General features: G+C 49.1%; 17 protein-coding genes. 8 read left to right on the top strand and 9 right to left on the bottom strand.

Going from position 1 to position 22058, the window contains the following annotated elements; genetic code table 11:
* Positions 1 to 155: 155 nt before the first annotated feature.
* Both OIR97_RS14900 and msrP read left to right on the top strand, forming a co-directional pair.
* A complete protein-coding gene (locus tag OIR97_RS14900; RefSeq protein ID WP_169543032.1) occupies positions 156 to 2183 on the top strand; it encodes an elongation factor G in 2028 nt (675 codons plus the stop codon).
* A gap of 122 nt (positions 2184 to 2305) precedes the next feature.
* Positions 2306 to 3277 carry a protein-methionine-sulfoxide reductase catalytic subunit MsrP gene (msrP, locus tag OIR97_RS14895; RefSeq protein ID WP_169543031.1) on the top strand — a complete coding sequence of 324 codons (972 nt, stop codon included), beginning with the start codon at positions 2306 to 2308 and terminating at the stop codon, positions 3275 to 3277.
* An 855-nt stretch (positions 3278 to 4132) separates the two neighbouring features.
* Here msrP and OIR97_RS14890 read toward each other — a convergent pair.
* The 3 genes from OIR97_RS14890 to OIR97_RS14880 all read right to left on the bottom strand — a co-directional run bounded on the left by OIR97_RS14890 (position 4133) and on the right by OIR97_RS14880 (position 7214).
* Positions 4133 to 5023 carry a LysR family transcriptional regulator gene (locus tag OIR97_RS14890; RefSeq protein WP_169543030.1) on the bottom strand — a complete coding sequence of 297 codons (891 nt, stop codon included), beginning with the start codon at positions 5021 to 5023 and terminating at the stop codon, positions 4133 to 4135.
* Between the two features lie 132 nt (positions 5024 to 5155).
* The gene (gene trxB, locus OIR97_RS14885; RefSeq protein WP_169543029.1) at positions 5156 to 6127 is read right to left on the bottom strand and encodes a thioredoxin-disulfide reductase; all 972 of its coding nucleotides are present in this window, start codon (positions 6125 to 6127) and stop codon (positions 5156 to 5158) included.
* Between the two features lie 106 nt (positions 6128 to 6233).
* Positions 6234 to 7214 (bottom strand): mitochondrial fission ELM1 family protein, encoded by a 981-nt coding sequence (locus tag OIR97_RS14880; RefSeq protein ID WP_169543028.1) that lies wholly within the window; start codon positions 7212 to 7214, stop codon positions 6234 to 6236.
* 159 nt (positions 7215 to 7373) lie between these two features.
* Between OIR97_RS14880 and OIR97_RS14875 the strand changes: the two genes are divergently transcribed.
* From OIR97_RS14875 to OIR97_RS14865, 3 genes are all read left to right on the top strand, one after another.
* The gene (locus tag OIR97_RS14875) at positions 7374 to 7862 is read left to right on the top strand and encodes an Lrp/AsnC family transcriptional regulator (protein WP_169543027.1); all 489 of its coding nucleotides are present in this window, start codon (positions 7374 to 7376) and stop codon (positions 7860 to 7862) included.
* Between the two features lie 42 nt (positions 7863 to 7904).
* A complete protein-coding gene (locus tag OIR97_RS14870; protein WP_169543026.1) occupies positions 7905 to 9524 on the top strand; it encodes an acyl-CoA synthetase in 1620 nt (539 codons plus the stop codon).
* A gap of 152 nt (positions 9525 to 9676) precedes the next feature.
* Positions 9677 to 9955 (top strand): hypothetical protein, encoded by a 279-nt coding sequence (locus tag OIR97_RS14865; RefSeq protein ID WP_219821543.1) that lies wholly within the window; start codon positions 9677 to 9679, stop codon positions 9953 to 9955.
* 11 nt (positions 9956 to 9966) lie between these two features.
* Here OIR97_RS14865 and OIR97_RS14860 read toward each other — a convergent pair whose 3' ends face one another.
* The 3 genes from OIR97_RS14860 to OIR97_RS14850 all read right to left on the bottom strand — a co-directional run bounded on the left by OIR97_RS14860 (position 9967) and on the right by OIR97_RS14850 (position 12854).
* On the bottom strand, positions 9967 to 10755 hold the full coding sequence (locus OIR97_RS14860; protein ID WP_169543025.1) for an alpha/beta fold hydrolase: 789 nt from the start codon (positions 10753 to 10755) through the stop codon (positions 9967 to 9969).
* A gap of 10 nt (positions 10756 to 10765) precedes the next feature.
* On the bottom strand, positions 10766 to 12082 hold the full coding sequence (locus tag OIR97_RS14855) for an O-acetylhomoserine aminocarboxypropyltransferase (RefSeq protein ID WP_169543024.1): 1317 nt from the start codon (positions 12080 to 12082) through the stop codon (positions 10766 to 10768).
* Between the two features lie 589 nt (positions 12083 to 12671).
* Positions 12672 to 12854 (bottom strand): DUF1192 family protein, encoded by a 183-nt coding sequence (locus OIR97_RS14850; protein ID WP_169543023.1) that lies wholly within the window; start codon positions 12852 to 12854, stop codon positions 12672 to 12674.
* Positions 12855 to 12975: 121 nt separating this feature from the next.
* On the opposite strand from OIR97_RS14850, the gene OIR97_RS14845 reads away from it, so the two are divergent.
* The 3 genes from OIR97_RS14845 to OIR97_RS14835 all read left to right on the top strand — a co-directional run bounded on the left by OIR97_RS14845 (position 12976) and on the right by OIR97_RS14835 (position 16913).
* Positions 12976 to 13977 (top strand): NAD(P)H-quinone oxidoreductase, encoded by a 1002-nt coding sequence (locus OIR97_RS14845; RefSeq protein WP_219821542.1) that lies wholly within the window; start codon positions 12976 to 12978, stop codon positions 13975 to 13977.
* A 124-nt stretch (positions 13978 to 14101) separates the two neighbouring features.
* Positions 14102 to 14860 carry a DUF1013 domain-containing protein gene (locus tag OIR97_RS14840; RefSeq protein ID WP_169543022.1) on the top strand — a complete coding sequence of 253 codons (759 nt, stop codon included), beginning with the start codon at positions 14102 to 14104 and terminating at the stop codon, positions 14858 to 14860.
* Between the two features lie 151 nt (positions 14861 to 15011).
* The gene (locus tag OIR97_RS14835) at positions 15012 to 16913 is read left to right on the top strand and encodes a propionyl-CoA synthetase (RefSeq protein ID WP_169543021.1); all 1902 of its coding nucleotides are present in this window, start codon (positions 15012 to 15014) and stop codon (positions 16911 to 16913) included.
* A 71-nt stretch (positions 16914 to 16984) separates the two neighbouring features.
* On the opposite strand, the gene greA is transcribed toward OIR97_RS14835, so the two are convergent.
* From greA to carA, 3 genes are all read right to left on the bottom strand, one after another.
* Positions 16985 to 17458, bottom strand: a complete 474-nt coding sequence (gene greA, locus OIR97_RS14830) for a transcription elongation factor GreA (protein WP_169543020.1) — start codon at positions 17456 to 17458, stop codon at positions 16985 to 16987.
* 94 nt (positions 17459 to 17552) lie between these two features.
* Positions 17553 to 20777, bottom strand: a complete 3225-nt coding sequence (gene carB, locus OIR97_RS14825; protein WP_169543019.1) for a carbamoyl-phosphate synthase large subunit — start codon at positions 20775 to 20777, stop codon at positions 17553 to 17555.
* The gene (carA, locus tag OIR97_RS14820) at positions 20770 to 21945 is read right to left on the bottom strand and encodes a glutamine-hydrolyzing carbamoyl-phosphate synthase small subunit (protein WP_169543018.1); all 1176 of its coding nucleotides are present in this window, start codon (positions 21943 to 21945) and stop codon (positions 20770 to 20772) included. Before carA ends, carB begins: the two co-directional genes overlap by 8 nt.
* Positions 21946 to 22058 lie beyond the last annotated feature (113 nt).

Genomic DNA, 22058 nt, shown 5'->3' with positions numbered 1-22058 from the left:
TTTCCGTTTTTGGCCACAGGCAAAAAGGTAAGCATCTTTGACCTGACGGAGAAAAGAACATGTCTCCAAGCCCCTAGAGCCCTGCCGAGATTCTACTTGCTTCTTCTTCTGAAGTTAAGAACATTAGAATAGTCTAAAGAATAGGGAGGCATGGTATGAGCTCAATCAAGCCAACGGGGCCTCGCAGCATTGCGCTGATAGGTCCCTATTCAAGTGGAAAGACAACGCTACTGGAAACAATTTTGCATATTTGCAAGGAGGTGGATCGGAAAGGCAGTATTTCAAAGGGGACAACAGTTGGAGACGCGTCGAAAGAGGCGCGGGACAGGCAAATGAGCGTTGAGGTAAACTCCGCTCATTTTTCATTTATGGGGGATGACTTTTATATTCTGGATTGTCCCGGTTCAATCGAATTTCTGCAAGAGAGTGAAAATGTTCTTGTTGGTGTCGATGCGGCAATTATTGTCTGCGAACCCGTTGAAGATAGATCTGTCACACTGCTTCCTTTGATGAAATTTTTGGAAGGGAGAGAAATTCCAACCTTCATCTTTGTGAACAAAATCGATACGGCCTATGGCACGGTGAGCGATCTGTTCCAGGCGTTGGAATCGATTTCAAACCGTGATCTTGTTTTACGGCAGGTTCCCATTGTCAAAGATGGGATCGCGACCGGTTATGTGGATCTCGCGTCTGAACGCGCGTATGTTTACAAGGAAGGAAAGCCTTCCACCGTTATCGATATGCCCCCGTACATGGCGGAGGAGGAGGGGAGCTCGCGTTTCACGATGCTGGAAACTCTGGCAGATTTTGACGATCACCTGATGGAAGAATTACTAGAGGATATTGAGCCGGAAAAAGACGAAATTTATGGTTTACTGAGTGAAGACCTGCAAAAAGGATTTGTCCTGCCCGTCTTTTTAGGGTCGGCAGAGCAAGGCTTTGGTGTCCGCAGGCTGCTTAAGGCATTGCGCCATGAAGTACCCGCAGCAGCGACCACTGCGAAGCGAGCAGGTCTTTATAGAGAGGACGGGCAGCCGGTTGCACAGGTTTTAAAAACTTATATGAGTGCACAGGGTGGAAAACTGTCTTTAGTCCGGGTTTGGTCGGGTCAGCTGAAGGATGGGGATAGTTTTGAAAAGGGCCGGATAAGCGGCATGTTCAAGTTACAGGGGAGTAAACCCACAAAAGTAACATCCGTTGTTGCAGGAGAAGTAGTAGCGCTTGGCCGTATGGATGATCTGCATACCGGTGACTTTCTGCAGGCGGGTGATCAGCAGTCTGTAGAGCCGACCGAAATTCTGACCCCTGTTTATAATTATGCGCTGTATTCCGATAACCGGGATGACGATGTGAAACTGTCCGCAGCTTTGAGCAAGCTGGTTGAGGAAGATCCTTCACTGATTGCTGAGCATAAGCAGGAAACACAGGAATTATTGTTAAAGGGACAGGGGGAAATCCATTTGCGGGTCGCGCTGGAACGGCTGCGCAATAAGTATGGCCTGAACGTTGCATCCCGGAAGCCAAAGGTCGCTTACAAAGAAGCAATTCGCAAAAAAGTGGTGCAACATGCGCGCTACAGAAAACAAAGTGGCGGGCATGGACAATTTGGGGATGTTCAGATCGAAATAAATCCATTGCCAAGAGGGTCCGGGTTCCTGTTCGAGGAAAAGGTCGTGGGCGGATCGGTTCCCAAGCAATATATACCTGCTGTTGAAAATGGTGTGAAAGAATCGCTGATTGAAGGCCCCCTCGGGTTTCCAGTAGTTGATATTGCTGTGACCCTGTTTGATGGGCAACACCATTCTGTCGATAGTTCTGAAAACTCGTTTCGTTCAGCGGCCCGGATTGCAATGACCGAGGGTATGCCCAAATGCTCGCCGGTATTGTTGGAGCCGGTCTACAAGGTCGAAATATCGATGCCCAGTGAATATACGTCCAGGGTAAACGGGATTGTAAGTTCACGCCGCGGACAGATCTTGGCCTTTGATGCTAAAGAAGGCTGGGTGGGGTGGGACGTGTTGACCGCCATGATGCCAGAAAGCGAATTGCAGGATTTAATTGTCGATTTGCGATCTGCAACGTCGGGAGTTGGCACGTTTCGGTATGAGTATGATCATTTGCAGGAATTGACGGGCCATATTGCAGATAAGGTCATCCAGTCGCACTCTTCGGAGAAGCATTAGCGGCAAGGATAATGTCTTTTTGCTCACAGGTTTCTCACAGACAGTTAACTTGAGTTTAAGCCCCCGATGATCCATTTGTTAGTCTGAATATCTCATATGATATCTGGAGGGCAAAGGGCCGCATGCTTATCAGGAATAAACAAGGCTGGGAAATCAGCGAAAACAGGGCGACATCGGAAGATGTCTTTTTAAATCGGCGACATCTGCTGAAAATGATGGGGATTGGCGGATTGATCGCAGGTGGTTCCAGTCTTGCCTTCCCTGGCATACCGGGCGCTGCTGAAACTGATCCGAGTGCAGCGTTATATCCTGTGCCCAGGAATGACGCATTTGTCGGAGGACGTCCGATTACGCCTGAAGAAATCTCGACGACCTATAATAATTTCTATGAATTTGGATCTCACAAAAATATTTCCAAGGCGGCACAGGCGCTAAAAGTTCGGCCTTGGACAGTCAAGATCGACGGCATGGTCGAAACAGAGATGGAAATCGGTATAGACGATCTTCTGGCAAAGATGCCTTTGGAAGAGCGGGTCTATCGCCATCGTTGTGTTGAGGCATGGTCAATGGTCGTGCCATGGAGCGGCTTTCAACTGAGTGAACTTGTTAAGCTGGCGGCTCCGACAACATCAGCGAAATATTTGGTAATGCAAACCTTTGAAGATAAATCTGTGGCCTCTGGTCAGAAGCAGTTTTGGTACCCTTGGCCTTACACAGAGGCCCTGACAATGGCCGAAGCAACGCACGAGTTGGCGTTTATGGTCACCGGCATGTATGGCAAGCCGATGCCAAAACAGAATGGTGCGCCGCTTCGTTTGGCGGTTCCATGGAAATATGGGTTTAAACAGATTAAATCTATTGTCCGGTTTCATTTTACGGATAAACGTCCGGAAACCTTCTGGGAGAAACTGAATAGCCGTGAGTATGGTTTTTGGGCCAATGTGAACCCCGAAGTTCGCCACCCACGCTGGTCTCAGGCAACAGAACGGGATCTTGAAACTGGTAAACGTATCCCAACACTAATGTATAATGGATATGCGAACGAGGTTGCTTCGCTTTATAAGGACCTTGGGAACGAGCGCTTGTTTATGTAACAAGCAGATCCGCTGAAGATCTGATGGAGCCCGTTTTTTACGGGCTTTTTCTTTGGAAAAAAAACGCCAGCCCCTAAAAGAGGCTGGCAAGTCTAACAGGGAGGTCCTGCTAAAAGCAGGGGGCGATCTACTTGGGAGATGTTGATCGCCGGTAACCGGACTAAACCGGTGAGGCAAGCCCGTATTGGGGGACGGCCTTGCCCTATCCTACATATAGGTAGCGCCCGGAAGTTTTTGATTTGATGAAAATGCATGTCTGCCATGCGATTTTTGCATATCTTTAAACAAAAAAAAGGCCAGCCCCAAAAGAGGCTGGCAAGTCTAACAGGGAGGTATGTCATCCAGAGATGACATATCGTTACTTGCAACTGGGAGGAAGGCAAGTAACGGGAGCACCAACAATATGAGGTTGATACTCGATCATTGCTGCAGTGCAGCGCTGATGATTGAAATATATGCAACTGCTCAAAAAATACCACTAATTATTTTGCAGTGCACCTATGCATTCTCTGCAACTCTGTATTTTTTGGCTATTTATAAGGCGTTTGCGTAAAAAAAAGTTAGTTGCGATGCAGCAAAATAAGCAAAAAAAAGCCAACCTCAAAAGAGGTTGGCAAGTCTAACAGGGAGGTTCATGCCTGGGAGGGCATGAATATCTGTATGTCTTGGGAGAGAACATACAGTCAATTCGCGAAGAGTTGGGAGACTGTCGCGAATAGGATGCGCTAATAAGCGGCATCGACATCCCGTTTTTACGAAAATATTTCATGAATGAGTAGTTCAATATTGGCAGATCCGATATGCATTTGCTGCATAGCACCTCCAAGGGCCATGATTTCTGCCAAAAATTACGCTTTAAAAGGGGGTTTCCGCAACTTTCTGAATGAGAAAATCACGGAAGATTGTCACTCTTTTCGATTTTCTCAGTTCTTCTGGATACACATAATAGGTATCAAAGCTGGGCCCCTCGATCTCTGGCAGGACTTTTACGATATTCTGATGCCCCTGAACGATGTAGTCAGGCAGGCTGCCAATACCAAGGCCACTTTGAATAGCCAGTAGCAAGCCATAGACATTGTTCACTTTAAAAACGGGGTCAACGCTTTTGTCATACTCGCGCAAGGTATGAAGAACCCAGTTTATATTTGAGATGTTGGACGGGGCTTCTTCGCCATATACCAGAATATTATAGTCGGTCAGGTCTTCAATCCGAGTTGGGGTGCCGTTCGCTTCCAGATATTCCGGGGACGCGTAAAGATGGTGGCGCACCGCCATTAACTTCCGCTGGATAAGGTCCGGTTGAACCGGGGCCCGCAAACGAATGGCGATATCCGCTTCGCGCATGCTCAGGTCCAATTCCCGGTCAGCCAGGATCAGATTGACCGTGACATCTGGGTATAACTCGGTAAATTCACGGATGCGGGGCGTCAGCCAGTTTGACCCCAACCCAACGGTAGCCGTCACTTTGATTTCGCCAGAAGGTTTTTCCTTTGTATCCGTTAGCATGACTTCTGTCATGGCCAGTTTGGCTGAAAATTCATGAGCTGTCCGGTATAGCATTTCACCTTGTTCTGTGAGCAGCAAGCCTCTGGCATGGCGATGAAAAAGAGGTGTTTTAACGCTTTCTTCAAGCGCACTCACCTGACGGCTAACCGCAGATTGACTTAAATGGAGCATTTCGCCCGCATGTGTGAAGCTCCCCGCTTCAGCAACAGCATGAAAAATGCGCAATTTATCCCAATCCATAACCTGTCCCCCCAATAAAGTACGGATGCCGAACGTGACGTGTCAGACCCTCATTCAATCAGAATAAAGGCGCAGAACCTACCAATTATTTAACTTTCTACAGCTTAGAGTGCCGATTAGTGCGCAGCAGCACTATTCAGCGGCAGCGCTGGCTCCTGCATCTTCCAGCTCAGAAATAAACCGTTCGGCTTCCAACGCAGCCATACAGCCGGTACCCGCAGCGGTAACGGCCTGACGGTAGATTTTGTCCTGAACATCGCCGCAGGCATAGATGCCGGGAAGGTTGGTGGCTGTCGAATCAGGGGCGGTAATCAAATACCCTTCATCGTCCATATCCAACTTGCCTTTAAACAAGTCTGTATTCGGGCTATGGCCGATTGCAATAAAGACGCCATGAACTGAAATATCTCTGAGTTCGCCGGTCTTGGTATTTTTCAAACGTGCCGCCACGACGCCAAAAGGATCTTCTTCACCCAGAATCTCTTCAAGAACATGGTCCCAGATGACGTCGATTTTTGGATTTTTATGCAGGCGGTCGACTAGAATTTTTTCCGCGCGGAATTGGTCCCGGCGGTGAACAATTGTTACCTTGTCGGCATGATTAGTCAGATACAGGGCCTCTTCCACCGCTGTGTTTCCGCCACCAACAACAAGAACCTCTTTTTGGCGATAGAAAAACCCGTCACAGGTTGCGCAGGCAGAGACACCAAAGCCCATATATTTTTCTTCAGACGGAAGTCCAAGCCATTTTGCGGCCGCGCCTGTCGAGATAATGATGCTTTCTGCGATATAGGTTGCGCCAGAATCAGCCGTCGCCACATAAGGGCGTTTGGAGGTGTCAACGTTGGTGATGACATCATTGTGGATCTCTGTGCCGACATTTTTTGCCTGAGCTTCCATTTGTTCCATCAGCCAAGGGCCTTGAATGGGATCGGCGAAACCCGGATAGTTTTCCACGTCAGTCGTGATGGTGAGTTGCCCGCCCGGCTGAATGCCGTGCACCATGATTGGATTGAGGGAGGCCCGCGCCGCGTAAATGGCCGCAGTACAACCGGCAGGGCCGGATCCGATAATCAAAACACTGGTTTTATGGGTTTCAGCCATATCTGACGACTCCTGACAAACATTTTGCCCATTTTGGGCAGTTGCCATTATGTATTATGCCGTTCTTCTGCTGGCAAGGGGGCAAGCGCGTAAAAATTCGAACTTCTTATTTCTTATCAGTGCGCCACATATTCTCAACGATCTTTGCGATGCGCACTGTTTCTGAAAGGGCGGGAGGGGTCCAAATAGCAAGCTCATCGCTCAAGGGGCGGCAAAACCCCTGCTCCTGCATCGATCGATGAAAGAAATTGAATTTCCGATTGCCGCCGGGAAGGGGAAAAACCAGGACCGGTTTGCCCGCTGTCGCGGCTTCGCAGATCATGTTGACCGAATCAGAGGTTGCGATAACGGCGTCTGCTTTTTCCAGATAAGCAAAATAAGGGTTCTCCCCGTCGCCCGACCACATTTTGTGCGGAAGCGGCTGGAGAGCCTGTTTTAACTTTTCCGTGTTCTCTGGTCCTGTGCGCCGGGAGGTGGTGACAAGGAATTCGCAGCTGCTGTTTTTGTGAAGCGCGGTCAGTTGCCGGCACAACGTGTCCATCGTCTCAGGGGTAACGTCATAACAACGGTTGGGGCCGCCCACCAAGACGGTCACAACAGGAGACTGAACATCTCGAAGGTCAGCATCAAACTTTTGTTTTTCGGCATTGAGTTTTTCTGCGGTGATACGTGTAAGTGATCCCATACTGACGACTACATTTTGCCCGCGCAATTTGTCGTGTTCGGGGACGACTACCAAATCGAATGCGGACGGATGAATGTTTGGCGTTTGAATATGGACCGTAAAGGTTTGATTCTGGCTTGCTTTTCGAACGGCGATACTGATCGGGATGGCTTGTCGGCCACAGGATATGACAAGATCGGGCCAAGGAGGGATTGCCAGATCCCCGTCGTTCTTGAGAAAACGCAAGGGTGCCAACCAAAGTTGAGGTGGAAGCCATTTCCAGGGTTTTGCTGTTTTGATGCGCTTGACCAGAAACGGGACTCCCATGGCTTCCGCTAAACCAACGCACTGATTCTCCATTCCCGCGCTTCCATCAGTAATGATCCAACAGGATTTGATGGATTTGGGCATATCAGTAGGCATTCAGGCGGTTTCTCCACAATAAACAGACCACTAGTGTGGACTAAAGCTTCTTATTCCTGTCGGTCAAGCCCTTAAATTCGCAAAATCAAACTTTCTAAGCCTTGGCGTTATGCTGTTGTTGTAATAATGTTGCGTGAAATTGATTGTTGGAGACAATTTATGCAACGAGTAAAACTCGATGATATTGATCGGCGTATATTACACGATTTACAGGAAAATGGCCGGATTACGAATGTAGAGCTGGCGAAAAATGCTGGAATATCGGCGCCGCCCTGTTTGCGGCGGGTGCGTGCCCTTGAAGAGGCGGGCTATATCGAAGGATATCATGCACAACTGAATTCAGAGAGTCTGGGATTTGGCGTGACGGTTTTTGCGCTGGTTGGCTTGCAAAGTCAGGCTGAAACCGACCTGAACGCTTTTGAAGAACGTGTCCAGCATTGGCCTTTGGTTCGAGAATGTTTCATGTTGGCGGGTGAAAACGACTTTATCTTAAAAGTTGTGGCAAAGGATTGGGATGCCTATCAGCAATTTCTGACCCATGAATTGACAGCTGCGCCAAATGTCGAACATGTGAAAACCTCGCTTGGTATTCGCGTGTCCAAGTTTGTACCGGGGGTTCCGGTGAATTTGGAAAATAGTGGTAGTTAAACTCGGAATAAGAAAACTGATTAAAGCATAGGGTCGGGAAGAATGGGTCTGTTTGATATTGGGCTTGAACAAAGGCGGGCAAATTACGATCCGCTTTCACCACTCACATTTTTAGAGCGGTCAGCATCGGTTTACCCTGATAAGACAGCGATGATCCATGGGGACTGGTCGTATAGCTATTTAGAATTTTTTGCCCGGTGCAAAAGGTTGGCCAGCGCTCTTTCCAAGCGGGGTATCGGTAAAGGAGATACTGTTTCCATTATTGCGCCGAATATTCCGGCGTTGCTGGAAAGCCACTTTGGCATTCCGGTGACCGGGGCTGTGTTAAATGCCTTGAATACCCGGCTGGATGCAGAAACGCTTGCCTTCATACTCGATCATTCAGAATGCAAGCTCCTTTTTGTTGACCGTGAGTTTTCCGAAGTGATGAAACAGGCGCTGTCGCTGGCCAGCTGCACGCCAATCGTCATTGATATTGACGATATTCTCGGCGCTGGCGGTGAAGGCATCGGGGAAATGGACTATGAGGATTTTCTGAAAACAGGGGACGAGGCATTTCCCTGGGCCGGGCCGGACGATGAATGGCAGGCTATTTCTCTGAATTATACGTCAGGCACCACCGGGGATCCTAAAGGGGTCGTCTATCATCACCGGGGCGCCTATCTGGCAGCAACGGGTAATTCGATGTCATGGGATATGGCAAAGCATCCGGTTTATTTATGGACGCTGCCCATGTTCCACTGTAACGGCTGGTGCTTCCCATGGACGATCACAGCGGTTGGTGGCACTCATGTGTGCCTTCGAAAGGTTGAGGCGGACGGTATTTTTGACGCAATGGGGAAATACAAAGTCGATCACATGTGCGGCGCACCTATTGTTTTGTCCATGCTGATCAATACCTCTGACGAAAATAAAGCCAAAGCCCAAAAGGGTATCAAGGTTATGGTTGCTGCGGCGCCCCCTCCTGCGACGGTACTGGCGGAAATGGATCGTTTGGGATTTGATGTAACCCATGTGTACGGACTGACAGAATGCTATGGACCGGCGGTTTATTGCGATTGGAATTCCGACTGGAATAAAAAATCCGTTGAGGACCGCGCGGCACTGAAAGCCCGTCAGGGGGTCCGGTATCACGCCCTTAGTGAACTGGATGTTCTGGATCCGGAAACCATGAAGCCGGTTCCGCGCGACGGGAACACCATGGGTGAGGTGATGATGCGCGGGAACCTCATCATGAAAGGATACCTGAAAAATCCGAAAACCACCGAAAAAACTTTCGAAGGGGACTGGTTTCGGACCGGCGATCTGGGCGTTATTCACGAGGATGGCTATCTGGAACTTAGAGACCGTTCAAAGGATATCATTATTTCAGGAGGCGAAAACATTTCGACCATCGAGCTGGAGGGCGTTTTATACAAACATCCTGCCGTTCTTGATGTCGCGGTCGTTGCAAGACCGGATGAAAAATGGGGCGAAACACCCTGCGCGTTTGTTACCTTGCGAGAGGGAATGACGGCAACAGACAAAGAAATCATCTCCTTTTGCCGGGATAACATGGCCCATTATAAATGCCCTAAAACAGTGGTTTTTGATGACTTGCCCAAAACATCGACGGGGAAGGTGCAAAAATTTGTCCTGCGCGAACGGGCACGAAATCTTTAAGCGTCTTTTGACGTCTATCCGTCCAGATAAGGAAAAGGGTGACGGCGTTGACTGGCTTGGCAAGGGCTAGCCTGTCGCGTTGATCCTGTTATCTATTTTTTAACCAGGAATATTGCATGCTCCTTTAACCACTAACTGCATGCAGGTTAAAGATGATGACCCATTTTCTGGTAACTGAAGAGAATCCCGGCGGGCATAAACTGGAAGAAATACTGGCAATGGTGCGGGCTGATATTGTTAACCGCTGTACGCTTATTGTTGATGATAGTCGTCCGGAAGCACAAGCCGTGCTTGCCAACAATATGAAGATTTTAGGATTGCTGACAGATGCTGTTGCATTGGCCGATGACAGCACGCGTATTCTGGACAAGGCTTTCGGGCCTAGTCAGGCGTCAAAAGGGGGGCCACCACGCATTGGTGTCAAAGCGTGATGGCTGTTGCTCTATAAAAAGGCGCGAATGGCGGCCCTGACTTCGTCCGCTTTCTCGATCATTTGCATGTGGCCACAGTCCTTTAACAGGACTGTTTCGCTGTTTTCAATTGTTTTGATGAGCTTCTGCGCCGCCCGGGGCATTGTCATCATGTCATTTTCACCGAGGATAAACAGAGCAGGGCAGACGACAGAGCTGGCCGCGTCGAAACCGCCTTCGTAGCCGTTGCAAATGGACAGCCCTTTGTACAATGTGTCGTCCCCTGAATTCTCAACTGTTTTTAATGCATTCCCGATCATCCATAGTCCGGGCACTTCTGAGGCGCCGATGTGGGATGGGCGCGCATGTGACCAGTCAATCATCATCTGAAAGGCATCGGGGCTATTTTCTTTCGCCTTGTTAAGGAAGAATTCTCCGACCACCATGGGAAAGGCAACACCGATCATAATCAGATGACTGACACGGTTGGAATGCCGAGCGGCAATCGAAAGCGCCGTCAGGGCACCCATGCTATGACCGACAAGAACGGCCTGATCAATTTTGGCACAATTCATAAAAGCGACAACCGCATCTGCAAGGTCGTCGATACTTGCCGGGATGTCGCCACCGCTTTTCCCGTGACCCGGTAAATCCAGCGCGAATACATTGTACCCATGATGGGCGAAATAGCGACTTTGCAAGGCCCATGCCGTATGGTCCATCGCGGCACCATGCAAAAAAATCATCGTTGGTTTTTCGGCGTCGTAGGCTTGGCCACCTGTTGCCGCAAATACTGGTATCTCGTTTACGTTTATTTTCATTATTTCCTCGTTACGCAGCGTTTGCTTTTTCAGCAGCTTTCGCAGCCGATCTCAAGCCGAGTTTCAAATCTTTGATCAAGTCATCAGCATCTTCAATGCCCACTGAAAGACGGATCATGCCTTCTGAAATTCCAGCGGCCTTCAAAGCTTCCTGATCCATTTGCTGGTGGGTTGTTGACGCAGGATGAATAACAAGGCTTTTGGCGTCTCCCACATTGGCGAGATGGGAGAATACCTGCAATGCGCCAATAAATGCTTTACCCGCTTCGCGGCCCCCCTTAACTGTGAAGCTGAAAATAGAGCCACAGCCTTTGGGGAACATCTGTTTGGCAAGTTCATGATCTGGATGGTCGGGAAGTTCCGGATAGGAGACGCTTTCCACCGCGTCATTGCCTACGAGGAAGTCAATGACTTTGCGGGCGTTCGTGACGTGCTTTTCCATTCGAATGGACAGGGTTTCGACACCCTGAAGGATTTGAAAGGCGTTTGTCGGACTAATGCAGGCACCGAAATCACGAATACCTTCGGTTCGCGCCCGCATCAAGAAGGCAAGGGGACCAAATTCTTCGGCATACTGGATACCATGATATCCTTCGTATGGCTCAGTCATGGTCGGGAATTTGCCGCTTTTTTCCCAGTCAAAATTGCCGCTATCAATCAAGGCGCCGCCCATTGCAATGCCATGTCCGCCCAAAAACTTGGTTGCGGAATGCATTACCAGATCGGCACCAAATTCGAATGGACGGCATAGATAGGGAGTACCAAAGGTGTTGTCGATCAGGAGTGGAATTCCTGCGGCGTGGGCGATGTCAGAGACTTTGCGGATATCGGTCACTTCCAGGCCGGGATTACCAAAGGTTTCAGAGATAACCAGTCGTGTATCGTCATTGATCGCATCGGCAAAGGCCTGCGTATCCTGCGGGTTTACAAATGTCGTGTTAATGCCAAATCGCGGCATTGTGTGTTTCAGGAAGTTATAGGTGCCGCCGTAAACAGACCCTGAACAAACAATATGAGACCCGGCGCTCATCAGCGTTACGATGGCCAGATGCAAGGCTGCATGACCAGAGGCTGTACAGATCGCACCAATACCCCCTTCCAGGCTGGCCAGACGTTCTTCCAGAACCGCTGTCGTTGGGTTGGACAGTCGTGTGTAAATATGGCCCGTTGCTTCCAGATTAAACAATGAGGCAGCATGGTCTGCATCTTTAAACACGTAGGACGTTGTCTGGTAAATAGGAACAGCACGGGATCCGGTTACGGGATCAGGGCGATGACCTGCATGAAGGCTAAGAGTATCGAACTTTAAAAAATTTGGATCTGCCATGTGCGTCCTCTGACTGAATGTTTTCTTTTGCAGCAAGCTATACTGAGTGAGAAAACAGGTCCAGATTAAATCAAAAGGCGGGACGGGATTTATCGGGTGCCCCGTCAGATCTGCATTTTAAGGGATGTTCAGGAGGTTCACAAAGACGCTCTTAATAAAGACGCGCCTAACAAAGACGGTAGAAATAAAATCTCTGAAAATTAGTGAGGGGGCTGCCGGTTAAAGCGCCCCCTCGTTTTGTTTTTAACCTCAACCTGTCAGACTCGACATGTTGGGAGGAATAAAACGATTTATTGAGATAAGAGTCAAGGAGAAGTGTCATAAAAAAATAACAAATATGCTAAAAATATTTCTTGACAAATTCAGGCAAAAAAAGAGCCGCCAGAAGGCGGCTCAAGTCAACAGGGAGGCGTCAAACAGATTGGATGAGATCCAATCGGCAACCAATTTCTCGGCTGCTATAGATAAATTTAGGACCATTTTATTAAATTACAATTAACGAATACAAAAAAAGAGTCATAAAACGTCTTTTTTTGAAATAAATGCAAAAAATGTATGCCAACTGCAGCAATAAGCGGGTTTTTTGGATTTAGTTATTAAAAATACTATGGGCTGATGCCGCAGCTTTGGTTTTTGTGTCGATCGCTATTTTTGCTTTTTCTATTTCTGAATGAAGTTCTTCAATATAATGCTTCAGTTCTTCAATTGACATTTCGTTTAACTGATCACCCTTGAGGGATTGCAGTATTTGCTTACTCTCATCACTTGCCATAACGGAATTCCTGAATATTGTATGTATCCCACGCCAGTATGTAGGGGCCATGCTGATAACAAAGTTACGTATCTTCGGATTGTGACAATAACAGAATAAAATGTAGGACCTGGAGAGAAAAATGACTTCCTTACCGACGGAAATGACTGCAATCGAAATCAAGGAGTTTGGCGGGCCAGAAAACCTAATCCCTGCAACGCGTCCAGTACCGTCACCTGAAAATGACGAAATCCTGATCAGGGTTGAGGCCGCGGGCGTGAACAGACCGGATGTGCTTCAGCGGATGGGTGGATATGCACCGCCTCCTGGGGCGTCTGATATTCCGGGGCTTGAAGTGGCCGGAACCGTTGCCGCCGTTGGCAGTGGCGTTACAAAATATAAAGTCGGTGATACTGTCTGTGCGTTGGTGGCCGGCGGTGGATATGCAGAATATTGCGTTGCCCCCGAAGCCCAATGCCTGGATATCCCGGATGGAATGACCATGGTACAGGCTGCCGCTATTCCTGAAACCTATTTTACGGTTTGGACCAATGTGTTTGACCGGGGCCGTTTGACGGGCGGCGAAACGTTTCTGGTTCATGGCGGTGCCAGTGGAATTGGAACAACCGCGATCCAGCTTGCCAAGTCGGTAGGCGCGCGGGTCTTCGCGACGGCGTCAACAGATGAAAAATGCCGTGAAATAGAAGCGTTGGGGGCGGAAAGAGGCATTAATTACAAGACCGAAGATTATGTCGAAGTCGTAAAAGAGCTGACCGATGGAGAAGGGGTGAACCTGATCCTGGATATGGTCGGCGGCGACTATATCCAGCGGAACATTACCGCTTTGGCGGTTGAGGGACGCTTGGTGTATATTGCTTTTCTGGGCGGTCCCAAGGCTGAAGTCAATTTTGCGCCGGTTATGTTGAAGCGGCTGACAATTACCGGTTCTACATTGCGTCCGCAGTCTATTGAGGCAAAGGCTCAAATCGGCAAGAGACTGATTGAAAATGTCTGGCCACTTTTATCCGCAGGGACAATTGGACCGATCATTGACAGTAGCTTTCCTTTGGCTGAGGCGGAGGCTGCACACCGGAGAATTGATGATTCCGGGCATATCGGGAAAATTGTTCTGACAGTTTCATAGAATTGGTGCAAACTGCACGATTATTGAGAGCCGGCCCTAGACTTCCGGTCGGTTTTCAGCCATATATGCATGTAATAGTGCGAAACGATTGCGGGGTTGTCCCGCCTTCGAGTGAGGAGAAGATATGTCAACGCCGTTGATGCCAAAAGCAACCGCTGTATGGCTGATTGATAACACAATGCTGTCCTTTGAACAGGTCGCAGATTTCTGCGGTCTGCATCGTCTGGAAGTTCAAGCAATTGCAGATGGAGATTCTGCTTTTGGTATTGTTGGTCATGATCCTGTTGCAAATGGTCAGTTGACCCAGGAAGAACTGGATCGTTGTCAAAAAGATAGCAAGGCGCGGCTTGAATTGGCCAAACCTGTCGGAGATGTACCGCAGCCCCGCAGAAGTGGTGGCCGGTACACACCTGTATCCCGTCGTGGCGATCGCCCGGATGCGATTTCCTGGCTGTTGAAATTCCATCCGGAACTTTCAGACGCGCAAATCGGAAAATTGATCGGAACGACGAAAACGACGATCAGCGCCGTGCGGGAGAAAACACATTGGAACGCGCAGGCTATTAAGCCACGTGATCCGGTAAGCCTTGGTATTTGTACACAGCTTGAACTCGACGAATTTGTCAAAAAATCTGCTCATCTGCGGAATGATGACGATCGTGAAAAACTGATGGATGAAGTTGCCGCGAAAGTGGCAGCTGATGCGGCCTCTGTTCCTCTTACGGAATATGAACGCAAGAAAATGCAGATGCAAAAAGAAGAAGAATATAATCCTAAGGCAGATGCGGATGCTGTTTTTGGCAGCAGCAGCAGTTCCAGAAGTGAAGAAAAAGCAAAAGCGGTCAAGAATTTTGAGGATTTGTTTAAATCCAACAAGGACTGACTAGCAAAAATTTAAAAAAAAGCCGTGATGTCTTTCACGGCTTTTTTTATGTCTGAATTATGGGCATAGTAGGATCGGACGTAGGGTAAAGAAGTCTCGAACGAATACGAGCACTGCCCGGATTAATCAAAATGGTGGGAGGGACGCTATAATGCCAACCTATGAAGAGGATTTCCAACGGTCACTAACAGATCCTGAGGGGTTTTGGGCGGACGCGGCAAACGAGTTGAAATGGTCTAAAAAGTGGGATCAGGTGCTGGATGATTCAAAGTCTCCCTTTACCCGATGGTTTCCTGGGGGGGAGCTGAATACCTGCTATAACTGTCTGGACCGGCATGTCGAAGAAGGCCGAGGAGAGCAAACAGCGCTGATCTACGATAGTCCCATGACAAATCTGGTCGAGAAATTCAGTTATCGTCAATTGACAGAAATCGTCGCTCGGTTTGCAGGGGGCCTTGCCTCTCTTGGTATCAAGAAGGGAGACCGGGTCATTATCTATATGCCGATGGTCCCTGAAGCGGCTATTGCGATGCTGGCTTGCGCCCGTATCGGTGCTATCCACTCGGTTGTTTTTGGTGGCTTTGCGGCCAAGGAATTGGCAACCCGCATTGATGATGCCAAACCGGTTGCCATAATTGCAGGATCCTGCGGACTGGAGCCGGGGCGGGTTGTTGAATATAAGCCTCTGTTGGATGAAGCCATTGAACTGTCGGCCCATAAACCAGAGAACTGCGTTATTCTTCAGCGTCCTGAACTAAAAGCTGATTTAATCCCCGGCCGAGACGTGGAATGGAAAGCACTCGTTGCGGAGGCAGAGCCTGTTGATTGTGTTCCTGTAGCGGCAACGGATCCACTATATATTCTGTATACGTCTGGAACAACAGGGGTCCCCAAGGGGGTCGTTCGTGATAATGGCGGTCATGCTGTCGTGCTCAAATGGTCGATGAAGCATGTTTATGACATTGATCCGGGCGAAGTATTCTGGGCAGCCTCCGATGTGGGCTGGGTGGTCGGACATTCCTACATTGTCTATGCCCCCCTGCTTCATGGCTGTACCACTATTTTGTTTGAGGGGAAACCTGTGGGTACGCCTGATGCTGGCACCTTCTGGCGGGTTATTCAGGACCATAACGTCAAGGCCCTGTTTACGGCCCCCACGGCCTTTCGAGCGATTAAACAGCAGGACCCGGAAGGGAAACTGGTTGGCAACTATGATCTAAGCCATTTCAAAACCCTTTTCCTGGCGGGCGAAAGAGCGGATCCTGACACAATTATTTGGGCGCAGGAGACCCTCCAAGTGCCTGTGCTCGACCACTGGTGGCAGACAGAGACAGGTTGGCCCATGGGGGCGAATTGCGCGGGATATGGGATCAAACCTGTGAAGTTGGGTAGCCCAACGCTTCCTGTTGCGGGATACGATATCCAGATTATTGATGAGGAAGACCCGTCAAAACAGATGCCAGTGGGCGAAATTGGTGTCATTGCTGTCAAGCTACCGTTACCGCCGGGGACCTTGAAAACCTTATGGGAAAATGATGAAGGGCTTATCAAATCCTACATGAGTGAAATACCTGGTTATTATAAAACGGGCGATGCGGGATATATTGATGAGGACGGTTATCTGTTTATCATGGCGCGTACTGATGACATCATCAATGTTGCGGGGCATCGATTATCTACCGGCGGAATGGAAGAAGTGCTTGCCGGGCATAAAGATGTCGCCGAATGCGCAGTCATTGGCGCAAAGGATCAATTGAAGGGACAAATCCCTATGGGATTTGTGGTCCTGAACGCCGGTGTCAATCGTCCGGATGCTGATATCGTGAAGGAATTGGTAACACGGGTTCGCGAAAAAATCGGGCCGGTTGCAGCGTTCAAGGAAGCGATGATTGTTAATCGTCTACCCAAGACCAGGTCGGGTAAAATTTTGCGCGGCATTATGAGAAAGATTGCAGATGGTGAACCTTACAACCCTCCGGCAACCATCGACGACCCGGCGATCCTGGATGAAATCACTGAAATTCTCAAGAAAGTCGGGTATCCAAAGCAGTAAAAATGCTGGAAACCAGCCAAACAAAAAAGCCCCGTTTTTACACGGGGCTTTTTTTTCGTCTTACAGTCAGTTTAGACATATTTGACTTCAAGAATCTCGTAAGCTTTTGAGCCGCCAGGTGTTGTGACTTCAACACTGTCGCCCTGCTCTTTATTGATCAATGCGCGTGCAAGAGGCGCCCGAATGGAGAGGCGACCTTCTTCAATGTTGCTCTCATCCTCACCAACGATCTGATAGGTCGTTTCTTCATCGGTGTCTTCATCAACAATCAGAACGGTCGCACCAAACTTGATTTGGCCACCCGTAATGGCGGCAACGTCGATAACTTCCGACCGTCCAAGCTTGTCTTCCAGTTCCGCGATGCGACCCTCGATGTGAGACTGTTGTTCTTTTGCAGCATGATATTCTGCATTTTCCGAAAGGTCACCATGCTCGCGTGCTGTGGCAATCGCCTGAATAACAGCTGGGCGTGAGTTGGACTTAAGGTTTTTCAGTTCTGCTTCCAGCCGGTCGAAACCAGCTGCAGTCATAGGTAATCTTTCCATAAAATCTCTGTTTACGCTATCACGCAAATGCTCTCTTGTTGCGTCTGATGTTTGAGACGCATCGTGTTAATGCTCTTTTCGTTTGCACAAAGAGTTAAGAATAGGATTGAAGTGGATTGACTTCAAGTGTTCCCGACTTAATTTTCTCAATTGCCATTGCAGATGCTCTGGCGCCAGCGATCGTCGTCGAGTATGGCGTCTTCATTACAAGGGCTGTGTGGCGAATATCATAACTGTCTTTTAGAGCCTGTACACCCTCAGTTGTATTAATAACCATTGCGATTTCTCCATTTTTCATGAAATCAACAATGTTGGGGCGCCCTTCCATCACTTTATTGATGCGAGAGACGTCTATTCCGTTTTCTTCGAAATAGGCGGCAGTACCAGCTGTTGAGACAAGACTGAAGCCCAGTTCTACAAGTTTTAAGGCGACATCTTTGACCAATGGTTTATCCAGATCTTTCACTGAAATGAATACATTGCCCGACGTTGGCAAAACGACCCCTGCGGCCATCTGTGATTTCAGGAAAGCAGAGGCAAAGTCTTTGTCTATGCCCATGACTTCACCTGTAGAACGCATCTCCGGTCCGAGAATAACGTCAACGCCCGGGAACCGTGCGAACGGGAATACCGCTTCCTTGACCGTAACATGATCAAGCGTTTTTTCTTCAAGGTTGAAGGATGCAAGTGTTTCGCCAGCCATGATCCGTGCAGCAATTTTAGCAATCGGATAGTTGATGCTTTTTGCAACGAAGGGAACTGTCCGGCTTGCTCTTGGATTGACCTCCAGGATGTAGACGGTGCCTTCTTTAACCGCAAACTGAACATTCATCAGTCCGACAACGTTGAGGGCAATCGCCAGCGATTCAGATTGTTTGCGAATTTCAGCGATTGTGTCTTCGCTCAATGTGTAGGGCGGTAGGGCACAGGCACTATCACCGGAGTGAATGCCCGCTTCTTCGATATGTTCCATAATGCCGGCAACATACACGTCTTTGCCGTCACAGAGGCAATCAACGTCAACTTCAATGGCGTTCTGAAGATAGCCGTCAATCAAAACTGGATTTTCGCCAGACACCTGAACAGCTTCTGTCATATAGCGGTTCAAGGCGTCATCACTGCGAACGATTTCCATCGCACGGCCACCAAGAACATAGGAGGGACGGACAACAACGGGATAACCAATTTTATGGGCTGCTTCAAACGCTTCTTCAACTGAGCGTGCAATCCCATTTTCAGGCTGGACCAGCCCCAATTTATGGAGGAGTTGTTGAAAACGTTCGCGGTCTTCGGCCAGATCAATCGCATCCGGACTTGTTCCCAAAATCGGAACGCCCGCCGCTTCCAGGCCGGCAGCAAGCTTCAGAGGTGTTTGCCCGCCGAACTGCACGATAACACCGTGCAGACTTCCGTTGCTTTGCTCTTTTCTGATAATCGCAAGGGTATCTTCGATCGTCAAAGGCTCGAAATACAATCGATCTGATGTGTCATAGTCAGTGGACACGGTTTCCGGATTGCAATTGACCATAATGGATTCGTAACCAGCGTCTTCCATGGCATACGCTGCATGAACGCAACAATAGTCAAATTCAATCCCCTGACCAATCCGGTTTGGGCCGCCGCCCAGAATGATGACTTTCTTCCGGTCGGTTGGCATTGCTTCACAGACCGCCGGATCCCATTCATTTCCTTCAAAAGTGGAATATAAATAGGGGGTTTGTGAGGTAAATTCACCTGCACAGGTGTCGATTTTCTTGTAGACCGGCTGGACGTCGAGGGTAGCGCGTAAGGCGCTGACTTCTTCCGCGGTTTTTCCTGAAATTTCAGCAAGGCGCGCGTCCGAAAAGCCCATTTTTTTAAGGGTCAGCAATCCGCCCTTGTTGGTCGGAAGACCTTTTTCACGAACCGCTTCCTCAGCAAGAACCAGGCTTTCAATTTGTGAGAGAAACCAGGGTTCAAACTTGCTGGACGCTTTGATCTCTTCAAATGTCAGGCCGGCCCGGAAGGCCTGCGCAATATTCAGAAGCCGATCAGGTGTGCTTTTGGCCAGCACGTTCATGATGCCTTGTTTGTCGTTGCCAATGTCAGTCTCGTTCAGGCCGGTTAAGCCGGTTTCAAGCGAGCGAAGGGCTTTTTGCAAGGATTCCTGAAATGTGCGTCCAACCGCCATGGCTTCGCCCACCGACTTCATCGCAGTGCCAAGAATGGCTTCCGCGCCTTGGAATTTTTCGAATGTAAAGCGCGGGATTTTGGTAACGACATAGTCGATCGTTGGTTCGAAAGACGCAGGCGTGGACCCCGTGATATCATTGTCGAGTTCATCCAGCGTGTAGCCAACAGCCAGCTTTGCCGCGATTTTGGCGATCGGAAAGCCTGTTGCTTTTGACGCCAGAGCACTGGAACGAGACACCCTTGGGTTCATTTCGATAATAATCAGGCGTCCATTTTCAGGGTTTACGGCAAATTGAACGTTTGACCCGCCTGTTTCAACACCGATTTCCCGAAGGACTGCCAAAGATGCGTTCCGCATGATCTGGTATTCTTTGTCCGTCAGCGTCAGGGCTGGCGCAACTGTAATGGAGTCTCCCGTATGAACGCCCATTGGGTCAACATTTTCAATGGAACAGATAATGATACAATTGTCCGCCTGATCGCGCACAACTTCCATTTCATATTCTTTCCAGCCAACAATGCTTTCTTCGACCAGCACTTCCGTTGTTGGAGACGCGTCCAGACCAGAAGCTATAATTGTTTCAAATTCTTCACGGTTATAAGCGATACCGCCCCCTGTGCCACCCATCGTAAAGGAAGGGCGAATAATGCAGGGAAGTTTAACTTCCTCAAGAACGGTCCACGCTTCTTCAAGACTGTGTGCAACCGCACTTATCGGCATGTCGAGGCCAATTTTCATCATGGCAGTCCGGAATTTATCCCGGTCTTCTGCTTTTGAAATAGCTTCGCGGTTGGCGCCAATCAGCTGAACGTTGAGACGATCAAGCGCGCCACTCTCGGCTAGGGCAAGCGCTGTATTCAGGGCCGTTTGTCCGCCCATTGTTGGCAGAAGGGCGTCTGGTTTTTCTTTTTCCAGAATTTTCTCGACAACCTCAGGGGTAATCGGCTCGACATAGGTCGCGTCGGCCAGACCAGGGTCTGTCATGATCGTGGCTGGATTGGAGTTGACCAGAATAACCCGGTACCCTTCTTCTTTAAGCGCCTTGCAGGCTTGTGTTCCCGAATAATCAAACTCACAGGCCTGACCGATAATAATCGGTCCGGCACCAATGATCATAATGGACTGGATATCGGTACGTTTAGGCATGTGCGTCCACCATATCTACAAAGCGTTGGAAAAGGTAATGGCTGTCCTGCGGTCCGGGACTTGCTTCCGGATGGTACTGGACAGAGAAGACAGGTTTGCCATCAAGAGAGATCCCTTCAACGACACCGTCAAACAAAGACTTATGGGTTTCGGTTACTCCGACAGGCAGACTTTCGCGTTTCACCACGAAGCCATGGTTCTGCGATGTTATTTCCACCTTCCCAGTGGTGAGATCCTTTACCGGCTGGTTGGCGCCGCGGTGCCCCTGCATCATTTTTACCGTCTGTGCCCCGACCGCCAAGGCAAGCATTTGGTGGCCTAGACAAATACCAAAGGTGGGAATGCCGCTTTCGATGCAGTCTTTAATAACTGGTACAGCATATTTTCCTGTCGCTGCAGGATCCCCCGGCCCATTTGCCAGAAAAATGCCGTCAGGGTTATGCGCCATGATATCCGCAAAGGTCGCTGATGCCGGAACAACCGTAATTGAACAACCAAGTGAGGCGAGGCATCTCAGAATATTCCGTTTCACACCATAATCCACAGCGACAATATGCCGTTTAGGGGATTGCTGTTTGCCAAAGCCGTCGTTCATAGTCCAGTTGGTCTCGGTCCAGGTATAGCTTTCTTTGCAGGAAACTTCCTTGGCAAGATCCATTCCTTCAAGGCCGGGCCATTCAGCCGCCTTTTTCTTAAGGGCTTCAATATCAAATTTGCCTTCAGGATCAAAAGCGATGATACCGTTCGGGGCGCCGCTTTCTCGAATGACGTGAGTGAGGCGGCGAGTGTCGATACCGGCAATGCCCGTCAGCCCCCGCGCTTTCAACCAATCGTCAAGGTCGCCAACAGCGCGCCAGTTTGCTGGGTCTGTAATATCTGCCCGGATTATCAATCCGCCTGCTGCAACACCTGCGGTTTCGATATCTTCCTCGTTAAACCCGACATTCCCGATATGAGGGAATGTAAAGGTAATCAATTGTCCGGCAAACGATGGGTCTGTCAGGCTTTCCTGATAACCTGTAATGGAGGTGTTAAAGCAAACCTCTCCGATCGTTTCGCCAGTTTGTCCAATTCCAAAGCCATGGAATATGGTGCCGTCACCGAGCACGAGCAGGGCCGTCGGCGTCCGCTCTGCATGCAATTGTGTAATATTAATCGATTTAGACATGACTATAGGGACCCCCTGCGATACTGCTGGGCCGCTTCCTTCCGCCGATATTGATATTGACGCGGGACATTAAGCGAAACAGCATTTAAGGTCAAGTTCTCGTTTGCAAAAAT

Origin of the sequence: Sneathiella aquimaris (assembly GCF_026409565.1) — a bacterium.
GTDB lineage: Bacteria > Pseudomonadota > Alphaproteobacteria > Sneathiellales > Sneathiellaceae > Sneathiella > Sneathiella aquimaris.
This window is presented reverse-complemented; position numbering and strand designations above follow the sequence as displayed.

What these genes read in the sequence shown, in the direction of transcription:
- carA (WP_169543018.1), bottom strand. Translation starts at nt 21,945, where the DNA reads ATGTCTAAATCGATTAATATTACACAATTGCATGCAGAGCGGACGCCG.
- OIR97_RS14835 (WP_169543021.1), top strand. Translation starts at nt 15,012, where the DNA reads ATGCCAACCTATGAAGAGGATTTCCAACGGTCACTAACAGATCCTGAG.
- OIR97_RS14855 (WP_169543024.1), bottom strand. Translation starts at nt 12,082, where the DNA reads ATGGCAGATCCAAATTTTTTAAAGTTCGATACTCTTAGCCTTCATGCA.
- OIR97_RS14890 (WP_169543030.1), bottom strand. Translation starts at nt 5,023, where the DNA reads ATGGATTGGGATAAATTGCGCATTTTTCATGCTGTTGCTGAAGCGGGG.
- OIR97_RS14850 (WP_169543023.1), bottom strand. Translation starts at nt 12,854, where the DNA reads ATGGCAAGTGATGAGAGTAAGCAAATACTGCAATCCCTCAAGGGTGAT.
- OIR97_RS14840 (WP_169543022.1), top strand. Translation starts at nt 14,102, where the DNA reads ATGTCAACGCCGTTGATGCCAAAAGCAACCGCTGTATGGCTGATTGAT.
- OIR97_RS14880 (WP_169543028.1), bottom strand. Translation starts at nt 7,214, where the DNA reads ATGCCTACTGATATGCCCAAATCCATCAAATCCTGTTGGATCATTACT.
- OIR97_RS14845 (WP_219821542.1), top strand. Translation starts at nt 12,976, where the DNA reads ATGACTTCCTTACCGACGGAAATGACTGCAATCGAAATCAAGGAGTTT.
- OIR97_RS14865 (WP_219821543.1), top strand. Translation starts at nt 9,677, where the DNA reads ATGATGACCCATTTTCTGGTAACTGAAGAGAATCCCGGCGGGCATAAA.
- OIR97_RS14870 (WP_169543026.1), top strand. Translation starts at nt 7,905, where the DNA reads ATGGGTCTGTTTGATATTGGGCTTGAACAAAGGCGGGCAAATTACGAT.
- greA (WP_169543020.1), bottom strand. Translation starts at nt 17,458, where the DNA reads ATGGAAAGATTACCTATGACTGCAGCTGGTTTCGACCGGCTGGAAGCA.
- trxB (WP_169543029.1), bottom strand. Translation starts at nt 6,127, where the DNA reads ATGGCTGAAACCCATAAAACCAGTGTTTTGATTATCGGATCCGGCCCT.
- msrP (WP_169543031.1), top strand. Translation starts at nt 2,306, where the DNA reads ATGCTTATCAGGAATAAACAAGGCTGGGAAATCAGCGAAAACAGGGCG.
- OIR97_RS14875 (WP_169543027.1), top strand. Translation starts at nt 7,374, where the DNA reads ATGCAACGAGTAAAACTCGATGATATTGATCGGCGTATATTACACGAT.
- OIR97_RS14860 (WP_169543025.1), bottom strand. Translation starts at nt 10,755, where the DNA reads ATGAAAATAAACGTAAACGAGATACCAGTATTTGCGGCAACAGGTGGC.
- OIR97_RS14900 (WP_169543032.1), top strand. Translation starts at nt 156, where the DNA reads ATGAGCTCAATCAAGCCAACGGGGCCTCGCAGCATTGCGCTGATAGGT.
- carB (WP_169543019.1), bottom strand. Translation starts at nt 20,777, where the DNA reads ATGCCTAAACGTACCGATATCCAGTCCATTATGATCATTGGTGCCGGA.